The organism is Rathayibacter iranicus NCPPB 2253 = VKM Ac-1602, from assembly GCF_003149025.1.
Classification (GTDB): Bacteria; Actinomycetota; Actinomycetes; order Actinomycetales; family Microbacteriaceae; genus Rathayibacter; species Rathayibacter iranicus.
This window is the reverse complement of record NZ_QGDV01000008.1, coordinates 1-20,411: the sequence shown is the minus strand read 5'-3', so window position 1 is coordinate 20,411 and position 20,411 is coordinate 1. Positions and strand designations below refer to the sequence as shown.

The following is a 20,411-nucleotide window of genomic DNA, read 5'->3' as shown; positions in this document are numbered from 1 at the left end:
GAATTCGACTCCTCGAAAGGTCGCGGACGACACACCGGGAGAAGTGGGGTATAAGACCTCCGCAAGAAAGAAAGTACCACGGGTTGATTCACCGCAGACGGTCGCGCCAAGCGCAACCGACAACGGCGTCACAGTCGATGCGATCGGAAGAGGCGCACAGTGACCACTGATTCAGCCGACCGTGTTTCCGACACTCCCCAACGCCTTCATGTGCTTCGCAGAACGAGATGCCGCAGTTCTCTCCCCTTTCGGGGCACGTCCTTATACTTATGTCCCCTCGCGGTCGTCGAATCGCCGCTCTGTGCATCCGCCGCGACGCCGGCGCTGATCGAGGGCGGCGGGACGACGCAGAACCCGCGTAATGCTTGTACATACCGTGCGCCGCACGGACAGGGGCTTGCGATAGCCGTCGTAGGCTTGCCCGGTGACAACGACCGCGCTCGAGCGCTTCCAGGCCCTGCTGCGGGTCAACACGATCTCGAACACGAACGAGGCGGCGACCGACTGGAGTCGCTTCCACGCGTTCCGGGATCTCGTGGCCGAACTTTACCCCGCTCTCCACGCCGCCCTTGAGTTCGAGACCGTCGCCGGCCACTCCCTTCTCTGGCGCTGGCGCGGCCAGGAGCCGGGCGAGCCCGCCGTGCTGATGGCGCACTACGACGTGGTCAGCGTCACCGCGTCGGAGTGGTCACACCCCCCTTTCGCGGCCGAGACCGTCGTCGGCGCCGACGGCCGCACCTCCGTGGTGGCGCGCGGTGCGCTGGATGACAAAGGCTCCCTCGTGGCGCTCCTCGAGGCGGTCGAGGCGGCGGTCCTGCGCGGCGAGCGTCCGCGCCACGACATCTACCTCCTCTCCACGCATAACGAGGAGACCGCCGGCGATGGGGCGCCTGCCGTGGTGGCGCTCCTGGCCGCTCGCGGCGTCCGCCCGCGCTTCGTGCTGGATGAGGGCGGCAGCGTCCGACACGGAATGCTGCCCGGCGTGACGGGTCCGATCGCGGTGATCGGCGTGACCGAGCGCGGGATCATGAACCTCGAGCTGACCTGCCGCGCTGTCGGTGGACACGCCTCAGCGCCACCCCCGCCTCCCGAACTCCTCGCCACTCAGCGACTCGCGCGCGCGATCCACCGACTCACCGAGACTCCGTTCCCCTCCACTCTGCCGGAGCCGATCGCCGAACTGGTGCGCGCTGCGTCCACACACGCCGATCCCGCCCACGCGCTCTGGTATTCCCGCCCGCACGAGCATCCGGACGCCGTCATCGGCGCTCTCGCAGCGCACTCACACCGCTCAGCCGCGATGCTGCGCACGACGGTCGCGATCACGGAGCTGCGCGGGAGCACCGGGGCGAACGTGCTCGCCTCTCGCGCCAGCGCCACGGCAAATGTGCGGATCAACCCGGGCGGCACCGTCGCGGGAGTGGTCGAGCGCATCCGCGCGGTCATCGACGATCCCGAGGTCGAGGTGTCCATCAAGGTCGCGCACGACCCTTCCCCCGTCTCCCCCACCGGCACGCCCGGCGACGGCGGGCCGTACGACGTCCTGCACGACGTGGTGCAGGAGTCGTTCCCGGAAGCGGTCGTCGCCCCTTACGTGCAGACCGGGGGCAGCGACGCCCGACACTTCCACGCCATCAGCGACAACGTCTATCGCTTCCTCCCCTTCGAGATCAGTCCGCGGCACCAGATCGGGGTCCACGGGGTCGACGAGTCGATCGAGGTCGACCAGTTCGAGCGGGCCGTCGACTTCTACGCGCGCCTGCTCGGCCGACTCTGAGGCGGTCGAGCAGCCGGGTAGGCCGCGCCCTCAACCTGGGAGAAGCGTTCAATGACGCGCCAGTCGGTGTTGGCCGCACGTTCATCCCGCAATGATGGTCTGGTTGAAGCGGGGTTACCTCCGCTGACACAGTTCGCAAGTACCGACGCCGGGTCGCTCGATCCGGCCCCGCCGATCGTGGAACCCGAGGATCATGTCCCTCCGCCAGGCCGAATACCCCCGGCCCCACCACTTCATTCTTCACCTCAGCGACACCCACTTCATCGCGGGTGACGGCGGTCTCTATGGATCGGACGTCGATAGCGAGGCCCAGTTGCGCCTCCTCTTCGACGAGGTCGAGGAGTCCGGCGGCCGTCCGGAGGCGATTGTCATCACGGGTGACCTCGCCGATAAGGGCGCGCCGGAGGCGTACGCCAAGCTCCGCGCGATCGTCGAGCCCGCGGCCGAGCGGTTGGGCGCCGAGGTGGTCTGGGTGATGGGCAATCACGACGACCGTGGAGCCTTCCGCGCCGGCCTGCTCGACCAGCTGCCCACCTCCCAGCCCATCGACCGGGTGCACGACGTCAACGGCCTGCGGATCATCGCGCTCGACTCCACGGTGCCGGGCGCCCACCACGGCGAAATCTCGAGCGCCCAGCTCGACTGGCTCGCGGAAGAGCTCTCGAGCCCAGCGCCGCACGGCACGATCTTGGCCCTGCACCATCCGCCGGTCCCCAGCGTGCTCGACCTCTCGGTGCTCGTGGAGTTGCGGGATCAGCCCGCGCTGGCCGAGGTGCTCGAAGGCTCGGATGTCCGCAGCATCATCGCCGGTCACCTGCACTACTCGTCCACCGCGATGTTCGCGGGCATCCCGGTCTCGGTCGCGTCGGCCACGTGCTACACGCAGGACCTGAATGTGGCGGTGGGCGGGACGCGTGCCCGCAACGGCGCCCAGGCGTTCAACCTGATCCACGTCTACGACGGCACGGTGCTGCACTCGGTTGTACCGATCGGCGCGTCCACGGAGGTCTCGTATGTCTCGGCTGTCGAGACGCAGCGCATCCTCGCGGAGCACGGCGTCGAGATTGCGGCGGCGAGCGCGGCTCCGCTCGAGCAGGCCGAGGCACTATACCCGCCGCTCGTCGAGCGCACGGCCGTGAGCGCGTAGTAGCGCTCCGTCGGCCCGCGCGCCATCGTCAGGCGCTCCCTGTCTGCGAGATCCGTGCGATCTGCAGGCCCGCGTGCGATGTGCAGGCCCTGGTGCGATCTGCAGGGGTTCTCGCGCTGAGAGCGTTCTCCGCCGCGTCAATTCACGAGTCGGGGCGGGAACTCCTGCGAATCGCACGCGACCCTGCACATCGCACCAGAGCCTGCACATCGCACCAGAGCCTGCACAACGCACCAGAGCCTGCACATCGCACCAGAGCCGGCACAACGCACGGGAGCCTGCAGATGGCGCGGGAGTCGGCTCAGTCCGCGCGCTCCCACGGTGCCGGGATCGGATAGTACTCCTCAAGGAAGCCGATGACCGCCTTGGTGCGTGCCTCCGCCGAAATCTCGGGAAAGCTGCCGTCGTTCAGGCAGAAGAAGTCGACGCCGCGATTCTTCAGAAGCTTGCGCATGTCCTTCACACCCTGGTGCATCGTCGTGTCGACGTACTTGACGGCCGCATTCTCTTGCACGACCGCACGGCCGGTCATCAGCGCGTAGTAGTGGTACAGCGAGTTGGTCACGGACACATCGCTCGCCGAACGGAAGCGGCTCGCGGCCGTGGCGGTGAACTCGGGCTCGAACTCCGCCTCGAGTTCGGCCATCACGCTCTTGCGCAGTGGAGTGGCCGCGTGCTCCAGGTGCCTCGTCGTCATCGCTCCGAAGCGCTCGCGCAGCAGGCGGCGGTTGACACGAGCGGCATTCTCGAAGCCGCTGCGGGAGGCGTTAGAGTCGCCCATCCCGATGCGCGTGGTCGCCTCGATGAATTTCGTGATGCCTCCGGGCGAGAAAAAGATCGACGGGTCGACGGGGCGCCCGAAGAACATGTCGTCATTGGAGTAGAGGAAGTGCTCGGCCAGTCCCGGGATGCGGTGCAGCTGGCTCTCGACCGCGTGCGAATTGTGGGTGGGTAACACCGACAGGTCGCGGAAGTGGTCCTCGCTGCGCACGAGCGTCACGTCCGGGTGCTCGTCGAGCCAGCGCGGGCGCGGGGAGTCGGTGACGATATAGATGCGCCGGATCCACGGCGCGTACATGTAGACGCTGCGCAGGGCGTACTTCAGCTCGTCGATCTGGCGGAAGCGCGCCGGGGCGTCGTCGCCCTCACCGACGACGTAACTGGCCAGGCGCGCAGCCCGAGCTCGCTGGAATTCGAGGTCGGTGCCGTCGACCCACGAGAAGACGATGTCGATATCGAAGCGGATATCGCTGACCAACGGCTCGAACATGCCCTCGAACGTCGGCCAGGTGCGGCCGTACGCCTCGACGTGGGCGTCGATGGCCTCGGCGACGGGGAGACTATTGCGCATCAGGGCATTCTCGGCGGGAGTGATGATCTCTTCCTCGCCCACCTTCCACAGCTCGAGCCGGACGCCGCTGCGGGCGCCATAGCGGAGGGAGCCGGTCGAGGAGACGCGCGGACGGAAGAGCTTGAACACCGAGGCACGCGGGTACGGGGCGAGCACGCCTTCCGCGAGCAACTGCGCCGGCGTGCCCCGCTTATCGATCGTCTTCGCGTAGAAGGGCTCGGTCGCGAAGGCGCGGGCGAGCAGAGTCGCGAGTTCGGCGCCGAGGACGCGGTCGACCGCGAGGAAGGGCGAGCCGTTGTTACCGCGGATCAGTCGGTACGGGAACTCGGCCGCATCCAGCACCTCGCCGAGGGCGATTAGGTCTTCGGTCCACGCCGCGCGCGGTGTCGTACTCGAGTTCACCAGCGAGAACAGGCCAGCGTGCACCACGACATCGTCGCGGTCGAAGTGGCGCGGGCGCAGGAGCGGTGGCTGCAGAGCACGGACAGAAGGCATGATTCACATTATCCGCCGTGCGTTTCGTGTCTGTGACCGGTCGGTGAGCTTGACAGTGACTCCAGGTGCCCTAGCGCCTTCCGTGCGGACCTCGCCGCTCGCTGGGCTCGATGCGATTCCTCGGCGAGGATCACCCCGAGCGCGAACGCGCCCTCGCCGCTGCGGTCGCCCTCGCGCAGGATCAGCTCGCGCGCGGCGAGCGCATCGCGCTCCTCCCCCAGCGCATCGGCCAGCGCCTCGCCCGCCTTCGCCAGCGAGCGACGACGCGCTCCGATGGCCGCAGGCGCCACCGTTCGCCAGGCCTCGACCGTGTAACGGAGGCGTTTCGCCGCCTTTCGCAGGTCGTGCCGCGCCTCGAGCGAGCCGCTCTTCGCAGCCGCGCGAGCGGCGGCGATCCGCGTGAGGTCCTTCGTGAGGGAGCGGCGGACCAGCTTCTTCACGCTCGACACGGCCGCCGTCGTGCGCGGCGGCTCGGCACGCAACGCGTCGAGCGAGGCGAGCAGCGCCAAGTAGCGCTCGCTGCGCAGGGTGCGAGCGATGTGGTCCAGCGCCGCGGCATACCTCCGCTCGATCGCGTCGAGGAGGGCGGACGGACGGCTCGGGGCGCCATCGACGGCGGTGCGCAGACGACGACCAAGCACCTCCTGGTCGCGCGCGGCACCGAAGACGCCACCGAGCCAGCGCAATTCGTCGCGCAGCGGGTCGGTCGCGGCCCGGTCGAGCACGGAGCGGGATGCGGCGAGGACGGAGCGCAGACGCCGGGTGAGCACGCGCATCCGGTGCAGAGCGTCGTCGGCGCCCAAGCGAACGCGCGGATCGACGGCGCGGAGCTCGCGGACGAGGACGTGGACCGCGGCGAGCGCTGCCTCCCCGCCGTCCCGCGGCTCCGCAACTGTGTCGTCAAGCGGGCCGCCGGTGGCTCGCGCGAGCTTCGAGGCACTGGCGGCGGTGCGAGCGCCCACCGTACGCAAGCGTTGCTCGATCGCGTCGAGCACGGCCTCGCCCTCCTCCCCCGCGACCTCGACCAACTCGACCTCCCACTCGCGCCAGCGGCGCTCGCGGCCCGTGCGCTCGTCGTGGGCGATCACGAGGTCGTCGGCGATTTCGGCCAGCTGCCGGCCGTTGGCGTCGAAGGCCCGAGTGATGGAACGGACCGTCTCGAGCAGCGCGAGCGGCTCCAACGGCGCGTGGCCGACGTGGCCGAGGACGGCATCACGGACGGCGGAGGGCGCGGTCCGCGACTCAGTCAATGCCACGTGGATCTCGGTTCGGCCGGCCGAGCCTGGCAGCTTGACATGCCAGCCCTGATCCACGCCGCCCTCGCGCCGGCGGAGAGTGATTCGGGCCCGCGAGAGTGCGCGGTCGGCGGTGTCGAAGTACTCGGCACGGAGGGTGACGGGCTCCTCTTCTCGGATCGCGGCAACGGAACCGGCGCCGGTGACGTCTGGCAGTTGCGTCTCGGCGCCCACGTCGTACGTGCGCTCGACCTCGATCTGGACTCTGCGACCACCATTCGTCGTGGACGTCGCCGATTCGTTCTGCGTACCGCTGGCCATGCTCCATTGTGGCCGCGTCCGGCCCGGGGCGGGCACCCGGCGCCCGCGAGCGCGCCTCGCCCTAGGGTGGAGGGATGACCGCGCCCGTTGCCCCGATCGCCCGCCGTGTCCCCCTCGAACGCCGCCATCACGGCGATCTGTTCGTGGACGAGTACGAGTGGCTGCGGCAGAAGGACAACCCGGACGTCATCGCGCACCTCGAGGCGGAAAACGCCTACACCGAGGCTGCGCTCGCTCCGCTGGTGCCGCTGCGCGAGAGGCTTTTCGAGGAGATCCGCTCGCGGACGAAGGAGACCGACCTGTCGGTCCCGGTGCGCGAGGGTGACTGGTGGTACTTCTCACGCTCATACGAGGGACGCCAATATGCGGTGCACTGCCGGGCGCCCATCACCGGACCGCACGACTGGACTCCACCCTCCATCGCCGAGGGCGGTCCGCTCGACGGCGAGGAGGTCGTGCTCGATGGGAACACGGAGGCGGACGGTCACGACTTCTTCTCGCTCGGCAGCTTCGACGTCTCGGCCGACGGGCGCTACCTGCTCTTTGGCACCGACGTCGACGGCGACGAGCGCTACACCCTGCGCATCCGCGATCTCGCCACCGGCGAGGACCTTCCCGATGTCGTCGAAGGCACGGGCGGTGGAGCGACTTTCGGCGCCGACGCGCGCTTCGTCTTTTACCCGACCGTGGATGAATCGTGGCGTCCCGATACGATCTGGCGCCACGCGGTCGGCACCGATTCCGCCGCGGACGAGGTCGTGTTCGCCGAGCCAGACGAGCGCTATTGGATCGGCGTGGGCCTGACCCGCAGCCGGCGCTTTCTCGTCATCGAGATCGGCAGCAAGATCACCAGCGAATGCCTGCTGCTGGACGCGAGCGATCCGACCGGCGACTTCCGCTCCGTGTGGCCGCGCCGTGAGGGCGTGGAGTACGACGTGGAGCACGCCGTCCTCGACGGGCGCGAACGCCTCCTGATTGTGCACAATGACGGCGCCCTCGACTTCGAGATCGTTGAGGAGCCGGCCGATCTCGCCCTCGACGCCGATGCCCGCGCCCGTCAGCGCCGCGTCGTCATCCCGCACCAGGAGGGTCGCCGCATTGAGGGCGTGGACGCCTTCGCCGGGCACGTGGTCGTGTCCTACCGTTCTGAGGGAGCGACCCGCCTCGGCCTCCTCCGCGAGGAGGGCGACGAAGCCCGTCTCGAGGAGTTCCTCTTCGAGGAGCCGCTGTACGACGCCGGTCTCGCCGGTAATCCGGAGTGGGAGCAGACGTCGCTCCGCGTCGCCTACACGTCGTTCGTCACGCCGTCGACCGTGCTCGCACTCGATGTCGCGACGGGCGAGCGGACGGTCCTCAAGCAGCAGCCGGTGCTGGGCGACTACGATCCCGAGCGTTATGTGCAGCGGCGCGAATGGGCGGTGGCGGAGGACGGCACGCGGATTCCGCTCTCGCTAGTGTGGCGCCGGGACGCGGCCGACCCCGACGCGGCGCCCGCTCCCCTCCTGCTCTACGGCTACGGCTCGTACGAAGTGAGCATTGATCCCGGCTTCTCGATCTCGCGTCTCTCACTGCTGGACCGCGGAGTCGTCTTCGCCATCGCGCACGTCCGCGGCGGCGGCGAAATGGGGCGCTCCTGGTACGAGAACGGGAAAACGCTCGCCAAGCGCACGACCTTCACCGACTTCGTCGCAGCAGCGCAGCACCTTATCGAGTCGGGCTTCAGCACTCGGGAGCGGCTGGTCGCCCAGGGCGGCTCCGCCGGCGGCCTGCTAATGGGCGCGGTCGCCAATCTCGCCCCAGAGTCATTCGCCGGCATCCTCGCGCAGGTCCCGTTCGTCGATGCACTGACCTCAATCCTCGACCCATCGCTGCCGCTGACGGTAATCGAGTGGGACGAGTGGGGCGACCCGCTGCACGACGCCGAGGTATACGCCTACATGAAGTCGTACTCGCCGTACGAGAACGTGCGGAAGGGTGTGCAATATCCGCGGATCCTGGCAACGACGAGCCTGAACGACACACGCGTGCTCTACGTCGAGCCGGCCAAGTGGGTCGCTCGGCTGCGCGAAGTCGGCGCTCCAGCCCTCCTCCGCACCGAGATGTCGGCTGGCCACGGCGGTGTGAGCGGGCGCTACGAGCGCTGGCGAGAGACGGCCTTCGAGTACGCGTGGATCCTCGACGTACTCGGGCTCCACTGAGCACGAGGAAGGGGTGGTGATTCCGCAGACGGAACTACCACCCCCTCCTCGTTCCGCAGCTACTTGCCGGAGCCTGCGTAAGCGACCCGATAACTCTGCCGGGTGCCATCGGCGGCCGTCGCCGTCACTCGGAAGAATCCGCCAGGCACCGTCGCGAGACGGGTGTCCACGGTGACCTTCTTCGTCTGCCCCTCGGCTAACGAGGTCACCCGGAGCGCACCGAACGGCGTCGCGAGGCGCAGCGTGACCGCGCTCGTGCTGGTGTTCACCGCGGTGGCCGTCAGCACCACCTTTCCGTTGCGTTTCACGCTCGTGATCGAGACGTCGACATCCACCACGCTGGCCGGAGCGACGACCGTGATCGCGGGCAATGCCTGCCGGACCTCACCCACCGCCGCGGTGATCGAGACGGTGCCCGCCTTGGGGCCAGCGGTGGCCGCGGGCAGGGACGCGGTGCCATCGGCTCCGGTCCTCGCCCGTGCCACAGTGCTGCCGTCAGCGAAGTGCGCCGGCCCGTCCACCGTGAAGTCGACATCGGCGTCTGCGACCGGCGTTCCGGCAGCGTTGACCGCTCGCACGCCAGCACCGGTGATCGTCGCCCCAGTCTCGACCGTCTGCGCTGACCCCGTCGGGGTCAGCGACACGACCGTGGCCAAGTCAGTGAACATCGCGGCGTCCAAGGGGGTGACCGTCAGGCTTTCCACACGCGCTGTCCCTCCCGAGGAGAGGAGCGATATGCCGGTGCTCGCTGCGTCGGGGAAGATCTGATCGGTGATGGTCGCGACTCCGCCCTGCACGAAAGTCTCGACCGAGGCGGTATCGACGTAGAGCTCCAGGTGCAACCGGCCGTCCTGGAGTGCGACCGGAGCCGTCTCCACGGATGGGAAGTCGGCGTCGAAGCCGACGGCGCCCGAGCGGGTGCGGTCGAGGCTCAACTGTCCGGAGGCGACGTCATAGGTGATCGGCGTGCGCTGGCTGCCGTCGGCGGAGTTGCGGACGGAGAGGCCAAACGAGTCGGCGTCGCCCGGGCTAAAGGTGGCATCGACCTTGTAGACGCTACCCTCGGCGGCCGTGGGGAGCGCGGTCTCGCCCTCGGTCACATCGCTCCGGCCGAGCGTGAAGGCATCCTCGGTCCGTTCGAGGCCGGCAGTCTGATCGACGACCTTCTGCACGAGGGTCGGCGCTCCGTCGATGCTCTGCAGAGTCAGCTCGCGAGGCAGGGCCATCGCTCCGCGCCACTGGTCGGTCGGGATCTCCTCTCCGTACTGCCAGTTATTCATCCACGCGATCATGATCCGCTTGTCCTCGGGCGCGTTGTCGAAGGTGACTCCGGCGTAGTAGTCACGTCCCCAGTCGAGCCAGTCATAATCGACGAGGCGACTGCGTGCGGGCTGATCGGCGAGCATGAACTGGTCGGCGAGGATGTGCCCCCAGCCGAAGCGGTTGTTGTCGACGATCTGCACATGGGCCGTACTTCCGGCGAGATCGCGCAGGTCCCAGGAGGTCCAGTCAAGGCTTTCGCTGTCTCCGCCGGTTGCCGTGCGCACGACCTCCCCGTCGACGACGAGGTTCACGCTGGTCTCAGCAGAGCGCACCTGCGCCGGACTGTCCGCGAGAACGACGTGATCAAGCGTCAGGTGACCCCAGCCGCCCGTCGCACTGTCCTCAACGACGAGAGTCGCGGTCTTGCCCTGGTAGGCGGAAACATCCCAACTCTTCCAGTTGAGCGCACCGTCGTTCGACCCCGCGGTCGATGCGACCGCCTCGCCGTCGATGACCAGACGCACCTCGAGGGTCTGCCCGGACGCCGCATCCCGGCGACCGCCGCCGACGAGCATGCTGAGGTGGCTCTTATCGATCGTGAATGCGGGTGAGGTCATCGAGCCAAGATTGTCGTCGCCCTTGGGCCCGCCGTCGAAGGTATTGATGCGCTTCTGCCCGAGGAAAAACTCGCCGCCGCTGGTGGAGGGATTCGTGCCGTCACTGAAGTCCCCCGTGACGCTCCAGCCCGTGTCCGCGAGGCTCTGGCCGTCGGGGAACTCGAACCCGTCGAAAAGCAGCTCACTCCCGGCCGGTGGATCATTGGCGATCTGGGTGCCGTCGGCATGCGGATGACGTCCTCCGCCGACGAGAAAGTTGAGATAGTCGTCGGTCACCGTGAAATCAGGCGACTCCACCGTGCCGACGGGATAGTCGCCGTCGGTGAAGCTGTTCACGAGGCCGGCTCCCGAGAAGCCGGTCACGGTCTGCTGCCCGTCGATGGATCCGCCGGCGGGGGTGGCTCCGAAGGGTCCGTTTTTCCCGTTCCCCGGTTCATTGGCGACCGTCCAGCCGTTGTAGCTGCCGTCATCAAAGCCGGCGAGAACAGTGCCCTCGGGGAGAGTGTCCACCCCGACCGTCGACTCGGAGGTGAACGTGGTGCCGTCGAAGTCTCCGACGAAGTATTGACCGCCTGATCCGCCGCCCACGGCACCCGGATTGAGGTTGACCACCATCACCCACTTCACGTTCGCGGGATCTCCGTCAACCGCGAGCGGGAACAGATCGGGGCATTCCCAGACACCGCCGGTCGCATTCGCCGGGCCGAAGGTACTGAGGAACGTCCAGTTCTTTAGGTCCGACGACTTGTACAGCAGCACCTGATGATCGGCCGCCTCCACGGTGGCGACCACCCAGTAGGACGTTTCGGGCGTGCCACCGTCATACCAGAACATGTGCGGATCGCGGAAGTTTTTCGAGTCGCGATCAATAACGGGGTTGCCCTCGTACTTCGTCCACGTCTGACCTGCATCGACGCTGTAGGCAAGAGCCTGCGCCTGCTCCCCCGTGCGGTACGCAGCGGTGTACATCGCGACGAGCGGTGGATTCTCCGCGGTGCCAAAGCCGGAGGTATTGGCGTGGTCGACGACGATCGAGCCGGAAAAGATGTCCGACTCCGCGTCACCGGGTATCGCGAGCGGTTGCTCGCTCCAGTGCAGCAGATCGGTGCTGGTCGCATGGCCCCAACTCATGTTGCCCCACCGGGTGCCGGCGGGGTTGTACTGGTAATAGAGGTGATAGACGCCTTTGTAATAGACGAGGCCATTAGGGTCATTCATCCAGTTCCGAGTCGGCGAGTAGTGGATCGCCGGACGATAGCTCTGGGAGGCGGCATCCAGAGGAGCCGCTGAGGCGGCGGGAACACTGAGCGTTCCGCCGACAAGGCACAGAGCGGCGGCGGCGGCGAGGAGACCGCTACGACGCCGTGCTGGCGGCGAGTTGACAAGAGACAGCATGAAAAGACGCCCTTCGTTGCGCGTGTGATGCGGTGACAACGTTGTCATCGTGAATGGCAACTTATGGAGTGTCTTTCGGACACTTCAAGGCGCGGGCGGGATTGGACGGAAGTCTGGCGGAGATCACCTGAGAGAAAAGGCGGTCTGAGGAACGAAAGCTCAGAGAGCGTCGTTCATTCGCTGACGGGCAGCTCCGCGGACCCCCGCGCGAGAAGAGTCGTCGGGATAACGAAGGTCCGGGCGGGCTGGTTGTCGCCGTCGAGTCGCGCGAATACCCGCTCGGCCGCCGTCCGCCCGATCAGCGACGGATTCTGCGCAATGACGGAGATCGCCGGGCGCAGCAACTCCGCCAGCGGGATGTCATCGAAGCCAATCAGCGCGATGCGCCCGTGCAGCTGCCGGCGACGTAGGGCCGCGAGCACGCCGATAGTGATGAGATTCTGCCCGCCGATGATCGCGGTCGGTGGAGTCTCGAGTTCGAGGAGCCGGCTCGCCACCTCCTCCGCGACCTGCTCGTTGTGGGCGCCGCCCCGTACGTAGCCGGGCAGGATTGACAGACCGAGCCGCCCCATCTCCTCCAGAAAGCCGCGCTCCCGCTCGCGGGCTGTGAAGATCTCGGGCCGGTCCCCGACGAAGGCGATGCGCCGGTGCCCGAAGGAGGCGAGGTGACCGACGGCGCGCGCGACTCCCGCGGCGTTGTCGGTGATTACCGCGTCGGCGGTAATCCCGGTGGGGACACGGCCGATGAACACCGCCGGCGTGCCGCGGTCGACCTCAAGACCGAGGTACGCCTGACTCGGGGCCACCGTGGTGAGGATCAGACCATCAACACGCCGGGCCACGAACGCGTTCACCGAGGACCGCTCCCGCGCCGGATCGTCATCGAGACTCGAGGCAAAAACCGCAACGCCACGCTCGTTCGCGAAGTCCTCGACAGCCCGATGCAGCGCTCCGGAGAAGGGATTCGCGACGCTGCCCACCAGGAGGCCGAGGGTGCCGGTGCGGCCGTTGGAGCGGCGCAGATTGCCGGCGTGCAGATCAGGCTGGTAGCGCAACTGGTGGGCTGCGGCCTGCACCCGCTCGATCGTCGCAGCCGAGACGTTCGGCTCGCCGTTGATGACGCGCGAAACCGTTTTGATCCCGACTCCGGCGAGCGCCGCCACATGCTTCATCGTCGGCCGACGTCCGGGTGCCGGTTCTCCTCGGGTTCCTGACAACGGTGTCACGTTATGGCTCTCTTTCTCAATGATCGCTTGACCTTAGCGCTCTTAACGCACTAGACCTGGCGATGACATCGTTGTCGGGAGTGCTCTCCCGCCCTAGGAACAGGATTTTCAATGACGAATCGATCCCCCCGCTTTACCCGTGCTCTCGGGCTTGGCTCGGTCGCGGTCCTCGCCGCACTGGGCATGACCGCGTGCTCGGCGTCCGGCACCTCCGGCTCACCCGCCGGTAGCAGCGATGGCGTCGGCGTCACGCTCATCGTGAAGACGACCTCTAATCCGTTCTTCGTCGCTATGGAGGACGGCGCCAAGGAAGCCGCGACATCGGCCGGAGTCACCCTCACACTCGCCGCGGGCAAAGAAGACGGTGATGAAGACACTCAGATCCAGGCCATCGAGAACGCCATCTCAAAGGGCGATAAGGGCATCCTGATTACCCCGAATGGCCCCTCGGTCGTCGATGCCATTCAGAAGGCCCGCGACGCCGGTCTTTATGTGATCGCCCTGGACACCGCTCCCGATCCCGCTGACGCCGTCGACATTACCTTTGCGACCGACAACTTCACCGCGGGAGAATCTATCGGTCAGTGGACGGCCGCTCAGCTCGGCGGCAAGAAGGCGACCATTGCGATGCTCGACCTCTTCGACGACAAAGTGGTCTCGGTCGACTACAACCGCGACCAGGGTTTCTTGACCGGTATGGGCATCGACGTCGCGGACAAAGAGGCCAACGGCGATGAGGCGAAGAGCGGAGCCTACAGCGGAGGCGACTACGAGATCGTCGGCAACGAGGCGACTCAGGGCGCCGAGGACGGCGGCCGGACCGCGATGGAAACACTGCTGTCGAAGAACTCCGCCATCAACGTCGTGTACACGATCAACGAGCCCGCCGCGTACGGCGCGTACCAGGCCCTCCAGGCCGCGGGCAAGGAGAAAGACGTCCTCCTCGTCTCCATCGACGGCGGCTGCGCCGGGGTGAAGAACGTGAAAGAGGGGATCATCGGCGCCACGGCGCAGCAGTACCCCGTGAAGATGGCGCAGCTCGGCGTCGAGGCGATCGCACAGCTCGCCAAGGACGGCACCAAGCCGAGCACCAGCGCGGGCCTGGACTTCTTCGACACCGGATCGGCGCTCGTGACGGACACGCCGGTCGCGAACCTGGACAGCATCACCTCCGATGACGCCAGCGGGATTTGCTGGGGCAAGTAGCGCACTCGGGCGGGGCGCCTCGGAGCCCCGCCCGCTCCTCACCTTCCCAGCGACCCAGAAAGGCCATCGTGGCTCAGAAGACGACCGACCCGAATCCGCCAACCTCCGCACTCGATCTCGCCAGCGAGTTCCTCGACCGCCGCACGCCGCTCGACCGCGTCCGCGGAGTTCTGCACCGTTACCCCGCTGTCAGCCCGGCAGTCGTCCTCGTCCTGGCGATCATCGTCTTCGGCCTGCTCAACGACCGCTTCCTCGCCCCGGCGAACCTGTCCCTCATTACCCAGCAGGTCGCGGTCGTGGGCACCCTCGCCGTGGCGCAGACACTAATCATCCTGACCGCCGGCATCGACCTCTCCGTCGGCGCCGTCATGGTGCTGACCTCCATGGTCATCGCGCAGACCGCGACGCAGAACGGCCTCCCGGCTCTCGTCGCCCTGCTTCTGGGTCTGATCGTCGGCCTCGCCGCCGGCGCCTTCAACGGCCTGCTGGTCACGCGGCTGCGGCTCCCCCCGTTCATCGTCACCCTCGGCACCCTGAACATCTTTGTGGCGCTGACACTGCTCTACTCGAGCGGATCGACGGTCCGCGGCACCGACATGCCCGCCCTACTCCCCTCCACCGGTGGCACCTTCGACATTCTCGGCGTGCGGATTAGCTACGGCGTCCTGCTGATGCTCGTGCTGTACGTCATCGTCGCGTTCATCCTCGGCAAGACCGCGTGGGGCCGCCACGTCTATGCCGTTGGCGACGACAAAGAGGCGGCCCGCCTCGCCGGCATCAGCGTGAACCGCGTGCTGATGAGCGTCTACCTCGCCGCCGGCGCGATCCTCGCCATCGGCGCCTGGATCCAGATTGGCCGCACCAACGCGGCGAGCCCCAACGCCGGAACCGACCTCAACCTCGACTCGATCACCGCTGTGGTGATCGGCGGCACCAGCCTCTTCGGCGGTCGGGGCACCGTCTGGGGAACCCTCCTCGGCGCTCTCATTGTCGGCGTCTTCCGCAATGGGCTCTCGCTCGCCGGGCTCGACGTCCTCTACCAGACCCTTGCAGTGGGCGTCCTCATCATCGTCGCCGTCTCCATCGACCAGTGGATCCGAAAGGTTCGCAAGTGACCCTCATCGACTCTGCGGGATCCGCTCCCGCCGCCGTACGCACACCCGTCCTCCAGGCCAAACGCCTCGTCAAGACCTTCGGCCGCGTCGTGGGACTGGACGGCGTGAGCCTCGAACTCTTCCCCGGCGAGGTCCTGGCCATCATCGGCGACAACGGCGCGGGCAAGTCCACGCTGATCAAGTGCCTCACCGGCGCCGAGATTCCCGATGAGGGCGAACTCTTCCTCGATGGGCAACCCGTCTCGTTCAAGCGCCCGCAGGACGCGCGCGGAGCGGGGATCGAGACCGTCTACCAAAACCTGGCGGTCTCGCCCGCGCTGGACGTGGCCTCAAACCTCTACCTCGGGCGCGAGAGGCGCAAGAAGGGCATTCTGGGCTCCGTGTTCCGGATGCTGGACACCGCAGGAATGCGCAAGGAGGCGCGCGCCGAGCTCACCGAGCTGGGCATCTCGACGCTCCAGGATGTGACCGTCCCGGTCGAGAACCTCTCCGGTGGCCAGCGCCAGGCGGTCGCGGTCGCCCGCGCCGCCGCCTTCGGCTCGAAAGTCGTCGTGCTCGACGAGCCGACCGCGGCTCTCGGCGTCCGCGAGTCGAACCAGGTGCTTCAGCTGGTCCGCAATCTCCGCGACCGCGGCATCCCGGTGATCCTGATCAGCCACAACATGCCGCAAGTCTTTGATGTGGCGGACCGGATCCACATCCAGCGCCTCGGGAAGAAAGCGGCGACCATCACGCCGCAGTCGCACTCGATGACGGACGCCGTCGCGATCATGACGGGAGCGGCGACCGCGTGAGCGCAGTAACGGGAGTTCGAGTGCTGTACGCGGAGTTCACGGCGAAGCCTGGCAGTGAGGATCGCGTAGCGAGGATGATCGCCGACCTCGCGACGCTCGTCCGGGACGAGCCGGGGAACATCGAGTTCGCTCCCTACCGCCGTGAGGATAATCCCGCCCGCTTCTTCGTCTACGAGGTCTACCGCGACGAGGACGCGTTCCAGGCGCACATCTCGGCCGATTATGGAGCGGTCTTCAACGACGACCTCGCACCCCTGATCCTCGAACCGCACTCGCAGCTGACCTGGCTGCGCGCAGTCTGAGCGTCCGCGTGCCCCGCCCACCAACGGAGTGGTCGGGGCACGCGCGGCTGCGCCCCGACAAGCGGCACCCGCCGCAAGCCCTCTCTCGGGGTCGATCGCGACGCGTAGGGTTCGGGGTGCCGACGGAGGGAAGAGCATGAGCGCAGGCCTGTCGATCGACCGGATCGCCACATGGGTAGCGGATCAGAGGTGGTACGCGAGCAAGGGGCGGCGCCCCGAGCTGGAGATACGCGGGGCGTGGACCCTGCCCTCCAACGGCGGCGAGATCGTGGACTACCTCGTCCTCGACCGGGCGGGCACCAGCCCTGTCCTTTATCAGGTGCCCGTGACGGTGCACGCCGCGGCGGTCACCGGTCTCGAGGACGCACTGATCTACTCCGATGAAGAGAGCTGGGTCTATGACGCACCGCGCGATCCCTTCTTCGCGCGGGCTCTGCTCGGAATGATCGCTGACGGCGGGCGCTCGGAGACGGACGACGCAGAGGATGGGGCCCGCGCCGAGGGCCACAGGCAGCCGGGAGCGACGATCGGAGCCTTCGCCTCGTCGGCGGTGCTCAGCGGCGAGCAGTCCAACACCTCCGTCATCGTGCGGACCACGGCGCCGGACGGCACGGACGCCACCCCCGTGATCGTGAAAATCTTCCGCGCGCTGCACCACGGCGCCAATCCCGACGTGAGCGTCCAGTCCGCCTTGACGGCCGCCGGAAGCACGCTCGTGCCACCCGTGATCGGCAATGTGATGGGCGAGTGGAACGACGAGGGCGAGGACAGCGGCCGCGCCTTAGGCCACCTCGCCTTCGCCCAGGAGTTTCTGCCCGGCGTGCAGGACGCCTGGCGCGTCGCGCTGGACGCCGTCGCCGCCGACTCCGACTTCACCGGCCCTGCCCGCGAGCTCGGGCGCGCCACAGCCGAGGTTCACGCGACGCTCGCCGATGTCTTGCCGACCGAGGACACCACCCCCGAGGTCATCGAACGCATGGTCGCGACGATGCGGCGGCGGCTGCGGATCGCGTCGTCCGAGGTTCCGGTCGTGGCGGAGGATGCAGAGGCGATCAAAGCGGTGTTCCAAGCGGCCGAGAGCGCGCCGTGGCCACGGTTGCAGCGCATCCATGGGGACTACCACCTCGGGCAGGTCCTCTCGGTGCCCGATCGCGGCTGGGTGCTGCTGGACTTCGAGGGCGAGCCGCTGCGGCCGATGCGGGAGCGGCTCCTGCCCGACGTTGCTCTGCGCGACGTGGCCGGGATGCTCCGCTCGTTCGACTACGCGGCCGGAGCGCACGAGAAGGCCTCGCCCGGCTCCTCCCGGGCAACGTGGGCGGCGGCCAGCCGGGCCGCCTTCCTCAAGGGGTACACGGAGCGGGCGGGCGACGCGGTCACCGCGCACCGCGCCGTCCTGGACGCGTTCGAGCTCGACAAGGCGATCTACGAAGCCATCTACGAGGCACGCAATCGGCCCGACTGGTTGTCGATCCCGGTCACCGCAGTGCAGCGCCTCGTCGGACGCTCGTAGGGTGGCAGGCATGAGCGACGACACTTCGGACAAGAAGCCCCTCGATCCCCTGAGCGATTTCAGCATCCCCGGGGACACAGACCTGCACGTGACCGGCGATGCCTCAGGCGCCGACGGCGAGGAGGTTGCGGAGCCCGGTACGGACGACTCCTCCACGTCCTAATGGGGCGAGCGAGCGTGCACTCCCAGAGCGTGCACTCCCGATCAGTCAAACCAGCATTACTCGATGGTGTTGCGACGCTTCGAGATGTGGACGCCGAGAAGGGCGAAGACTACATATCGTGTCCTGTCGAAGTGAATACTGCTGATCAGCACTGATTTCCAAGCCGTGGATCGTGTGCTCTGAATAAGCCTCTGCGCCCCAGTACATAGCGCAGTCGGTGACCCAACCGTTGAACCTCTCCTTCCGGGATAACGGTTCGGAGATGCTTCATTGCCACCCGCGCATCCCGATCTCGACGACGCTTATACGGCTACGATCTATGCCCCTCGAGGGACTCCCGCCCGAACATTAAGGCTTATGTAAAATTCAGGTTAAGTGCCGCAAATGCGCAGGTCGGTGAAATCTAGGTTGAGCGTGTAAGAGTTTTTGCATAAGCCTTTGTTTCGTTCCGTTCGCGATCGGGTTCTCCGAGATACTAGGCCCTTCGTGGTCTGCGCCATCGGCGTTCCACTTCGTGCCTGAGTGGCGACGTCCTGGTGGACTTTATCGCGAGACGGCTTTGGCACTAGTACGGGTGCCCTCCCCGGCAGCGATCGACCGTCACCCTGCCTCAGGAGTCAACTGAATCGTCCAGTGGAACGCCGAAATGACGGGGAATCTGCGTACCGGTCATCGCAGCGAGGTGCGTGCATGTCGATGGAGCTACCGGCAGCAGCACCGCTTGTAGTTCCTGGCCGAGGTGTGGGGATGCACAGTGACGATTGCCGGGGCTCCTGTTCGCGTGTTGGCGGCGTGCTATCGTCTCGGCCAATATTACGAAAGGGAGCGTTCCATGGCTCAGATTAGTGTGACGCCGGAAGAACTGAAGCAGCAGGCTGAGGTGTATACCCGGTCGAAGGAAGAGATCGAGCAGGCTATTCAGAAGGTGAACCAGATGAATTCGACCATTGCTGAGCAGTGGAAGGGTCAGGCGTTCCAGGCGTATCTCGCGCAGTACGACCAGCTGTCTGAGAGCGTGAAGAAGTTCGAGGAGCTGTTGGTGAACATCAACGAGCAGTTGAACAAGTATGCGGACACTATCGCTGAGCGTGACGCGCAGGATGCGCAGAGCTTCGGCTTCTAGCCGCTTCCCGTACGCAGACTCGGCACGGCACGTTCTGCGCAGGCTGACGCGAGAGCCGTGAACTGAACGAGACGGTGAGGAGGCGAAAGATGATGGGCTCAGACACACGAGTTATACGTGACGGGTTCCATGAGGAGACTCGGACGGTGTCCGCTCTCACGTCCCGCGTGGCGGGGACGAGTGGTGGAGGGGATCGCATCGCGTCGTCTGGTGCGGTGGCGCAGACGGACACGAACGAGTTCGACCAGCTCGGGGTGAATATCGAAGTGCAGCACGCTCAGGATGCGCAGGGTGGCGAGGTGTCCGAGTGAGTGTGGTGGAGTTTTCTGCGGATTCGTGGCAGGCGTCGTCTCCGGGGTTGCAGAAGAGTCTCGCGGAGCGGGGTGAGGCCCTTGACGCGCTCCTGCAGGGGCTTGAGAGACTCGCGGCCTCGGGGAATATCAGTGGTCAGGGTGCTGATGCGATGCGCGCGTATATTCGGGAAGTGCATGTCCCGATCGTGCAGTCGCTGTTGGTGTGCCTGTCCACGTTCCAGACCGCGATCGGCGTGTATTGGAACGGGTATTCTCAGGTGGATACGGACGGGAATTTCCGGCTCGTGAACGACGAGTACGACGCGCATCTGGCTCAGCTTGATACCGGCATTGGGCAGTTGCGGGGGTTCGCGGCCGATCTGCGGTCGATTGCTGCTCGCGCGTCGCATCTGGTGGCGTTGGACGGTGCGGGCGCTGGCGCGGCCGATGCCGCTGCGGAGGGTTTCGAGCGGATGCGGTCGATCGCGAAGTCTCAGCAGGAGACGTGGGCGGCGTATGAGGCCACCGATCCCGGGTTCGGTCAGGTGAAGAACCTTGTGGCGGAGTTGACCCGGGTTGTCGGGAACCTGGGGAGTCTGACTGTCGGGCAGGGACGCTCCTACACCCCGGGAAGCTTCAACCTCACCCTCGGACGCCTGTCCGAGCTGACCGGGGGGATGCTGGAGTATTGCCGGACGAACCAGCAGGTCGCCTCTGACGGGTGGCAGGCCCTGTTCTCCGGATACGTCGATGACGTCAAGGCGGAAGCGGAACGCCAGCGCAAGGAAGACGCCCTGTCGGGCCTGCTCTGGGATGGGCTGCAGACCGTCGCGGGCGCGGTCATTGTCACAGTGGGTGTGGCGGGGACGCCGTTCAGCGG

General features: G+C 66.9%; 16 protein-coding genes. 12 read left to right on the top strand and 4 right to left on the bottom strand.

Going from position 1 to position 20,411, the window contains the following annotated elements:
* Window positions 1-424: 424 nt before the first annotated feature.
* Both B0H03_RS09645 and B0H03_RS09640 read left to right on the top strand, forming a co-directional pair.
* On the top strand, window positions 425-1,777 hold the full coding sequence (locus B0H03_RS09645) for a M20/M25/M40 family metallo-hydrolase (protein WP_104264464.1): 1,353 nt from the start codon (window positions 425-427) through the stop codon (window positions 1,775-1,777).
* Window positions 1,778-1,970: 193 nt separating this feature from the next.
* Window positions 1,971-2,924 carry a phosphodiesterase gene (locus tag B0H03_RS09640; RefSeq protein WP_104264463.1) on the top strand — a complete coding sequence of 318 codons (954 nt, stop codon included), beginning with the start codon at window positions 1,971-1,973 and terminating at the stop codon, window positions 2,922-2,924.
* Between the two features lie 301 nt (window positions 2,925-3,225).
* On the opposite strand, the gene B0H03_RS09635 is transcribed toward B0H03_RS09640, so the two are convergent.
* Window positions 3,226-4,770 (bottom strand): stealth family protein, encoded by a 1,545-nt coding sequence (locus B0H03_RS09635; RefSeq protein WP_104264462.1) that lies wholly within the window; start codon window positions 4,768-4,770, stop codon window positions 3,226-3,228.
* Between the two features lie 8 nt (window positions 4,771-4,778).
* Window positions 4,779-6,326, bottom strand: a complete 1,548-nt coding sequence (locus B0H03_RS09630) for a CYTH and CHAD domain-containing protein (RefSeq protein ID WP_104264461.1) — start codon at window positions 6,324-6,326, stop codon at window positions 4,779-4,781.
* A gap of 74 nt (window positions 6,327-6,400) precedes the next feature.
* On the opposite strand from B0H03_RS09630, the gene B0H03_RS09625 reads away from it, so the two are divergent.
* Window positions 6,401-8,524 (top strand): S9 family peptidase, encoded by a 2,124-nt coding sequence (locus B0H03_RS09625; RefSeq protein WP_104264460.1) that lies wholly within the window; start codon window positions 6,401-6,403, stop codon window positions 8,522-8,524.
* A 59-nt stretch (window positions 8,525-8,583) separates the two neighbouring features.
* Here B0H03_RS09625 and B0H03_RS09620 read toward each other — a convergent pair whose 3' ends face one another.
* Both B0H03_RS09620 and B0H03_RS09615 read right to left on the bottom strand, forming a co-directional pair.
* Window positions 8,584-11,799: a GH32 C-terminal domain-containing protein gene (locus B0H03_RS09620; RefSeq protein WP_104264459.1), complete on the bottom strand. Its 3,216-nt coding sequence runs from the start codon at window positions 11,797-11,799 to the stop codon at window positions 8,584-8,586.
* A gap of 173 nt (window positions 11,800-11,972) precedes the next feature.
* Window positions 11,973-13,025: a LacI family DNA-binding transcriptional regulator gene (locus B0H03_RS09615; RefSeq protein WP_419956910.1), complete on the bottom strand. Its 1,053-nt coding sequence runs from the start codon at window positions 13,023-13,025 to the stop codon at window positions 11,973-11,975.
* 111 nt (window positions 13,026-13,136) lie between these two features.
* Between B0H03_RS09615 and B0H03_RS09610 the strand changes: the two genes are divergently transcribed.
* The 9 genes from B0H03_RS09610 to B0H03_RS09580 form a co-directional block, all read left to right on the top strand.
* Window positions 13,137-14,231, top strand: a complete 1,095-nt coding sequence (locus tag B0H03_RS09610) for a substrate-binding domain-containing protein (RefSeq protein WP_104264457.1) — start codon at window positions 13,137-13,139, stop codon at window positions 14,229-14,231.
* A gap of 68 nt (window positions 14,232-14,299) precedes the next feature.
* Window positions 14,300-15,346 carry an ABC transporter permease gene (locus B0H03_RS09605; protein WP_104264456.1) on the top strand — a complete coding sequence of 349 codons (1,047 nt, stop codon included), beginning with the start codon at window positions 14,300-14,302 and terminating at the stop codon, window positions 15,344-15,346.
* Window positions 15,343-16,140, top strand: a complete 798-nt coding sequence (locus B0H03_RS09600; RefSeq protein ID WP_104264455.1) for an ATP-binding cassette domain-containing protein — start codon at window positions 15,343-15,345, stop codon at window positions 16,138-16,140. The genes B0H03_RS09605 and B0H03_RS09600 overlap by 4 nt, the downstream gene beginning before the upstream one ends.
* Entirely contained in the window at window positions 16,137-16,442 is a 306-nt protein-coding gene (locus B0H03_RS09595; protein ID WP_104264454.1) for a putative quinol monooxygenase, read from the top strand. The genes B0H03_RS09600 and B0H03_RS09595 overlap by 4 nt, the downstream gene beginning before the upstream one ends.
* Window positions 16,443-16,578: 136 nt before the next feature.
* Window positions 16,579-17,952, top strand: coding sequence for a maltokinase N-terminal cap-like domain-containing protein (locus tag B0H03_RS09590; protein ID WP_104264453.1), 1,374 nt, complete (start codon window positions 16,579-16,581; stop codon window positions 17,950-17,952).
* A gap of 10 nt (window positions 17,953-17,962) precedes the next feature.
* The gene (locus B0H03_RS16585) at window positions 17,963-18,115 is read left to right on the top strand and encodes a hypothetical protein (RefSeq protein WP_160487322.1); all 153 of its coding nucleotides are present in this window, start codon (window positions 17,963-17,965) and stop codon (window positions 18,113-18,115) included.
* An 832-nt stretch (window positions 18,116-18,947) separates the two neighbouring features.
* The gene (locus tag B0H03_RS09585; protein ID WP_104264452.1) at window positions 18,948-19,238 is read left to right on the top strand and encodes a WXG100 family type VII secretion target; all 291 of its coding nucleotides are present in this window, start codon (window positions 18,948-18,950) and stop codon (window positions 19,236-19,238) included.
* 146 nt (window positions 19,239-19,384) lie between these two features.
* Complete coding sequence (locus B0H03_RS16580) at window positions 19,385-19,549, top strand: hypothetical protein (protein WP_160487321.1); 165 nt, start codon at window positions 19,385-19,387, stop codon at window positions 19,547-19,549.
* Window positions 19,546-20,411, top strand: an 866-nt coding sequence (locus B0H03_RS09580) for a T7SS effector LXG polymorphic toxin (RefSeq protein WP_133248942.1), incomplete at its 3' end; no start/stop codon positions are given. The genes B0H03_RS16580 and B0H03_RS09580, both read left to right, overlap by 4 nt.